Annotated in this window: 7 protein-coding genes; 1 reads left to right on the forward strand and 6 read right to left on the reverse strand. The window is 36.9% G+C overall.

Annotated elements, in window-relative coordinates:
* Positions 1–37: 37 nt before the first annotated feature.
* From GHT08_RS18960 to GHT08_RS18985, 6 genes are all read right to left on the reverse strand, one after another.
* Positions 38–292, reverse strand: a complete 255-nt coding sequence (locus GHT08_RS18960) for a hypothetical protein (RefSeq protein WP_193568324.1) — start codon at positions 290–292, stop codon at positions 38–40.
* 143 nt (positions 293–435) lie between these two features.
* A complete protein-coding gene (locus tag GHT08_RS18965) occupies positions 436–639 on the reverse strand; it encodes an alpha/beta-type small acid-soluble spore protein (RefSeq protein WP_163582973.1) in 204 nt (67 codons plus the stop codon).
* Positions 640–732: 93 nt separating this feature from the next.
* On the reverse strand, positions 733–2,118 hold the full coding sequence (gene fumC, locus GHT08_RS18970; RefSeq protein ID WP_163582974.1) for a class II fumarate hydratase: 1,386 nt from the start codon (positions 2,116–2,118) through the stop codon (positions 733–735).
* A gap of 167 nt (positions 2,119–2,285) precedes the next feature.
* Entirely contained in the window at positions 2,286–3,146 is an 861-nt protein-coding gene (gene yabG, locus GHT08_RS18975; RefSeq protein ID WP_163582975.1) for a sporulation peptidase YabG, read from the reverse strand.
* 362 nt (positions 3,147–3,508) lie between these two features.
* Entirely contained in the window at positions 3,509–4,330 is an 822-nt protein-coding gene (locus tag GHT08_RS18980; protein ID WP_163582976.1) for a M15 family metallopeptidase, read from the reverse strand.
* 417 nt (positions 4,331–4,747) lie between these two features.
* Entirely contained in the window at positions 4,748–4,993 is a 246-nt protein-coding gene (locus tag GHT08_RS18985) for an IDEAL domain-containing protein (RefSeq protein WP_163582977.1), read from the reverse strand.
* A gap of 220 nt (positions 4,994–5,213) precedes the next feature.
* Between GHT08_RS18985 and GHT08_RS18990 the strand changes: the two genes are divergently transcribed.
* Entirely contained in the window at positions 5,214–6,089 is an 876-nt protein-coding gene (locus tag GHT08_RS18990) for a cation diffusion facilitator family transporter (RefSeq protein ID WP_163582978.1), read from the forward strand.
* The last annotated feature ends 148 nt before the right edge of the window (positions 6,090–6,237 follow it).

The following is a 6,237-nucleotide window of genomic DNA, read 5'->3' on the forward strand; positions in this document are numbered from 1 at the left end:
TTTGAATGAAGAACATTTATCTCCTTCGCTCAAACTATTATGTTAATTCATGCTCATGGATCACAACTTCTTCGGTATAATTACAAACTGAACAAACTCCAACGTGCACACATTGATGTGAGGAATTGGAATTAGGTACTCCATCAATCAATTGCGCATCATTTATTTCAATATAAGGCGCATAATCATCATAGTAATCGACTACCTTACCTCCATCAAACATATGTGCATCACATACCGGACATCTATGCTCCATTTTTTCTAAGCCATTACATAGATAACAAATATACATATTTATCCTCCGCAATGAATATTACATTCCTTCATTTCACTTATATATTGTACTTTTTTCATTGCTTTACAACTTCTTTTATATTTTCTTAATCTGTAAAAAGGAGACACTTAAATAAGCGTCTCCTTCTTCTTATTATTCAATTATTGTTGTTGGTTTCCACCAAATTGTTGTTCAGCCATTGTTACTAAGCGTTTTGTGATTTCTCCACCAACAGAACCGTTAGCACGAGAAGTAGAGTCTGCACCTAAGTTTACACCAAATTCTTGTGCAATCTCAACTTTCATTTGATCTAGTGCTTGCTCTACTCCAGGAACAACTAATTGATTTGAATTGTTAGTTGCCATCTTTGATCACCTCCTGTACCCCATATTGTGAACAAAAAGGAGATCAATATGCTTTTATTTCGTTAGCAATTTCTAGTAACAATTCCAAAGTGTTTATTTTGGATAAGTCATTTCTTCTGGTTTTATCCATTCATTAAATTGCTCAGCTGTTAATAAGCCTGATTCAACTGCAGCTTCTTTTAATGTTGTATTATCAGCAAACGCCTTTTTGGCAATCTTTGCAGCATTCTCATATCCGATATGAGGATTAAGTGCTGTTACTAACATAAGTGAATCATTTAAATTTTTCTCAATTTGCTCATGGTTTGGCTCTATTCCGACAACACAACGATCATTAAATGATAGCATACCGTCTGCTAATAGTTGTGCAGATTGCAAGAAGTTATAAGCAATAACTGGTTTAAAGACATTTAATTCAAAATTACCTTGACTTGCAGCAATACCAATCGCTGCATCATTACCCATTACTTGTGTCGCTACCATTGTAATTGCTTCACTTTGTGTCGGATTAACCTTACCTGGCATAATCGAGCTTCCTGGTTCATTGGCCGGAATCGTAATTTCCCCAATTCCACAACGAGGTCCACTAGCTAACCAGCGCACATCGTTACCTATCTTCATTAGGTCTGCAGCTAATCCTTTTAATGCTCCGTGTGCATAGACTAACTCATCATGGCTTGTCAATGCATGGAATTTATTTGGTGCAGAAATAAAATCTTTTCCGGTATATTCACTAATTTTTGCTGTTACACGCTCTGAAAATTCCGGATGAGCATTTAATCCGGTACCAACAGCAGTACCACCAATAGCCAATTCTTTCACATAGGGAATACTGTCTTTGATCATCGATTCTGTTTTTTCCAGCATGCGATGCCAGCCACTAATCTCTTGTCCTAACGTTAACGGAGTAGCATCTTGGAGGTGTGTCCGTCCAATTTTCACGATATCGTCAAACGCTTCCATCTTTTCTTTTACAGTTGTTTTTAAAGTTGCTAATGCAGGTAAAACAACGTCCTCTAGTTTACGGACAGCAGCAATATGTAAAGCAGTTGGATAGGTGTCATTAGAACTTTGTGATTTATTAACATCATCATTTGGATGTAAGGTAACATCACTATTTTGTTCCTTTAACCACAGATTTCCTACATAAGCAATCACTTCATTAACGTTCATATTGGATTGTGTACCACTACCTGTTTGCCATACTACTAATGGAAAGTGCTCATATAATTCACCAGCTAAAATACGGTCCGCAGCATGTTTTATCGCATCCGCTTTCAATTGTTCCATTAGACCTAGTTCGCTATTTACAATGGCAGCACTTCGTTTTAAAATGGCAAAGCCTTCAATAATCTCTGTTGGCATTGTCTCATTACCAATTGGGAAATTTTCTTTACTACGCTGTGTTTGCGCTCCCCAATACTTATCATTCGCAACCTTCATTTCACCGATAGTGTCACGTTCAATACGATAATCCATTATACATTCTCCCCCTTAAGTAATCTTCATTTATCACGGAGCTAAGCGTCGATAAATCCCCCTACTTCAAATTACAAGAGCTCTATGTTAGGAGATAACGTTCCTTAACACCCTGACAAGTTTCCCTTTATATTGTATCAAAAAAAACGAAAAAAATAGAGACAAAACTATTTTGTCTCTACATAAGGTATACCGGTACGATAAAGCCCCCTTGTTTCCATTCCTCCTAGCCCTCTTTCACCAGTAAGTGTGTTTTTTAACACATCATAAACATTCACTTTATCCATAAAAGGTGTGTAGGCTACTTTTGCTACAACATAGACGGGATCTAACGCATGAATATTGACGCGATCTGGTGAGCTTGCAAAATTAGCCCCTGCGCGAATAAGTGATTCGAAGTGTGATTGACATGCCCCAGCGAAAATAATCAATTGATCCAAATTGGGAGACCATGCTCTCGCTTGTCGTACAGCTTCGACAAAAAATCGTGTGTTGCGGTATGCTGACATATCTTTTTTACTGCCTTTTGATTCTGAATAAGCATCATGTCCGGTAATAACGATAATCTCTGGCTGCACTTTTTTAACCAGGTCTTCCATTTCAATGGGTAATTCTTTTTCTTGCACATACACACCATGCACTTGCAATCCTAGTCGCTGATATAATTCAATGCATTTCTTTAAATAAAGTCGATCACCATCAATGTGTAGTACTTTTACTGGTAATTGAAATCGTTGAATATTACGTGGCTCTATTTTTTTATGCTCATAATCTTTTTTTTCTTTCATTAGCTGATAATCTTGACGAAAAAGACGATATGAATACTCTTCTTTTTCTTTTATTTCATCCTGTCTTTTTCTAATATCGTCTTCTGGTAAAATACGAAGATCATCAACAGGTGCATCTGCTTCTAGACGTAAATCTTCTCCGTGTAGTAATACCTTATCATCATTTATATTTTTGATACGAAAAACGATATCATGTTTATAAGAATATCGTGTCACAAGCATTCCTGTCATCAGCTTCACCAAATCACCCCATAATGAGCTTGCTACTATAGGGTATGTGAGGTTAGTATTTTTGGTGAATAAGAGGAAAAAACCGTTGCATGTAACTGTAAGATTTCCCGGTAAAAATGAAATTACAGGGAAATCTAACAAGTGTAATAAGAAGTTTTCTTTCCCGATAATATACAGACCGCAATAAGCAAGTATTGAGCAATTCGTGAAATCGGTTAGTTTTCGGACGTTTGCGTGGACTTTCCTGATAAACAAGTACGATTGCGCATAAGTTCGACTGGCAACTTCACTTCTTGATAAACCTGCTCTTTTATTACTCCGGTTTCATGAAGAATATCAACAAAAAAACCAAGAAGCTTTAGCTTCTTGGTTTAAGGATAAAGTCCAAAGAATTCTTCTAATGTTACTTGCGCTTGATAAATTTCTGTCGCTGTTTCTTTTCCTACGTAACGTAAATGCCATGGTTCGTAACTGTATCCAGTAATGTCTTCTTTTCCATCTGGATAGCGAATGATAAAACCATGTTCATGGGCATGATCTTCCAGCCATTGCCCTTCCTCTGTTTCAATAAAACTTTGTTCCAGAACAGCCACTAATGCTGCTGAGGCAACATCCATTGCCAATCCTGTCTGATGCTCGCTAGTTCCAGGTTTCGCTGAGAATTTATCCGCATGATCTTGACCTTTTGTCGCAACATTATTTTCATATATTTGTTTCTGGCGGTCATAGGAGCGATAGCCGGAAACAGCTACTAGTTCTAAGCCATCTTCCTTTGCGGCTGCAAAAAGGTCCTCCAGTGCATCTGCTGCTACTTTTCGTATTAAACGCTTCGGATCCCCTTCTGCTGGATAGTAACGAACATTCGCCTCTACTAAGTCATCCGGTTCGAAACCATCAGGTAATTTTCGCTGTTTATTAACAACAAGTGATACACTGTCAGGATTATCGATAACTGTCAGTGAATCATCTTGATTTTGATCGGTCTGCTCATTTTTCTGCTCATTTTTCTGCTCTTCTTCATTTCGTTGATCTCCTTGTTCTTTATCCTCTTCTTCCACTTGGACAAAAGATTCCGGTTCTTCCTTATAATCATGTTGAGTATCTCTTTTTTCTATCTGTTGTGCTAAAAAGTTTTCTTGTTGACATCCAATCAAGAAAGTTATTAGCAAGATAAAAATTGCTGTTTTTTTCATTATAATAACCCTTTCCATGTGACAACTAAGCAATCTACACTCTTATTACTATAACATATTTTATACAGAATCCATATAGATGGAGAGAATTAAACTATCTATTAAAAAACGTAGTAGATACATACTGTGAAGTAATGAAAGTTCTGTTTGTTCGAAGTAATTATCCTTGGAAGAGAAGACTTTTTCCTCAGAGCAGAGACGGCGCTTCTAGAGATATCTCCCCGTGAGGTTTGAACAACGGCTTAGAAAACACTAGGAAGATAATTTTTTGTTTAAATAGATGTTGCACTTGTTCCCAACAAAGGATTCTGTTGGTGCGGTTTGTCAGCAATGGAAGAGAATCATGCCCATGTTACAACGCAGTATACAAATTATGTAAAGTAAAAACCTCGTCGATTTAACGGACGAGGTAAATGCTTATGATTCCCATATATAACTGTTATATGTTTCACTCAATGTTTTGAATGTTTCTTTATTGTTATCATCAATAGATTGGTTTATTTCTTCCTCTAAGCGTGCCTTATTCCAAGTAAAACAAAGATCGTCCAATACAAGTCGTGACGCTAAACGAATTTCATACGGAATCTCTCTTCTAGCTCTAAGTACCGATTTAGGGTTCATATGGAACACTTTCATTTGATAACTTACCTTATGTTTTTTCATGAAGCACGCCTCCCTTTCTAAGCTCTACTTGTATACCATTTTATGACGAAAAATTCATTTTGTTAATGGTTATTAAACATATTCCCTGAAAATGGTTATCTTAAACGTATGGTAATCCCTTTTTAGCAATTTTTTTAGTGATTAGGAAACACTAAAAGTAGACGTAAAACACTTTCATTTGATAAGCTTATCTTACTATAAGAAACTTCGGAGGACGCTTATGGATCAATATCATAAATATAAAGAAGGAGAAAAAGGGGCATGGCTTAGTATTATCACATATATTCTGCTAGCCACTGTTAAATTAGTCATAGCCACAATTGGTAATTCCTCCGCTTTGCGTGCTGATGGTTTAAATAACGCCACTGACGTTGTGGCATCCATAGCTGTATTAATCGGTTTAAAAATATCTCGGAAACCACCAGATGAAGACCATCATTACGGCCACTTCCGCGCAGAAATGATTGCTTCACTCATAGCTGCCTTCATTATGATGATGGTGGGTATCCAAGTACTATTTGATACAGTTCAATCCATTATTGCTGGCGATTTTTCACAACCAAATATGTTAACCGCTTGGACGGCTTTAGGAGCAGCAATTGTTATGTTTTTTGTATATCTATATAATTTACGCTTGGGGAAAAAAATCAACAGCAGCGCACTTCAAGCAGCTGCTCAAGATAATAAATCCGACGCACTTGTAAGCATTGGGGCCTTTGTCGGGATTATCGGGGCACAATTTCAAATATACTGGCTTGACCCGTTGGCCGGAGCAATTGTAGGTTTGATTATTTGTAAAACAGCCTGGGATATTTTTAGAGAAGCTACTCATACACTAACAGATGGGTTTCAACCAAAAGAATTAGATCAAATCAAAAAAAGTATCCATGACCATCCTGATGTATTAGAGATTAAAGATGTAAAAGGAAGATTGCATGGTAACCAAGCCCTAATTGAAGCAACTATTTATGTAGATCCACATATGACTGTGGAAGAAAGTCACGATATTACAGATCATATCGAGGAAAAATTAAAAGAAAAACATGACGTACCACACGCCCATATTCATATTGAACCATACGAAGAAGAACAATAATGTCTTATGATGTGACATAAGACATTACTTATAAGGGTTATTATGCTATTTCTGTTAGAGCACGCATGACCTGATTTCTGGGGGCGTCGTGGCCGTGGTTTTGTCCACATGAGCAAATCTTATAATTTCCTGGTGTATGAAATAATAT

The organism is Gracilibacillus saliphilus, from assembly GCF_010994085.1.
Lineage (GTDB): Bacteria > Bacillota > Bacilli > Bacillales > Amphibacillaceae > Gracilibacillus > Gracilibacillus lacisalsi.

What these genes read in the sequence shown, in the direction of transcription:
- GHT08_RS18960 (WP_193568324.1), bottom strand. Translation starts at nt 292, where the DNA reads ATGTATATTTGTTATCTATGTAATGGCTTAGAAAAAATGGAGCATAGA.
- GHT08_RS18965 (WP_163582973.1), bottom strand. Translation starts at nt 639, where the DNA reads ATGGCAACTAACAATTCAAATCAATTAGTTGTTCCTGGAGTAGAGCAA.
- fumC (WP_163582974.1), bottom strand. Translation starts at nt 2,118, where the DNA reads ATGGATTATCGTATTGAACGTGACACTATCGGTGAAATGAAGGTTGCG.
- GHT08_RS18980 (WP_163582976.1), bottom strand. Translation starts at nt 4,330, where the DNA reads ATGAAAAAAACAGCAATTTTTATCTTGCTAATAACTTTCTTGATTGGA.
- GHT08_RS18985 (WP_163582977.1), bottom strand. Translation starts at nt 4,993, where the DNA reads ATGAAAAAACATAAGGTAAGTTATCAAATGAAAGTGTTCCATATGAAC.
- GHT08_RS18990 (WP_163582978.1), top strand. Translation starts at nt 5,214, where the DNA reads ATGGATCAATATCATAAATATAAAGAAGGAGAAAAAGGGGCATGGCTT.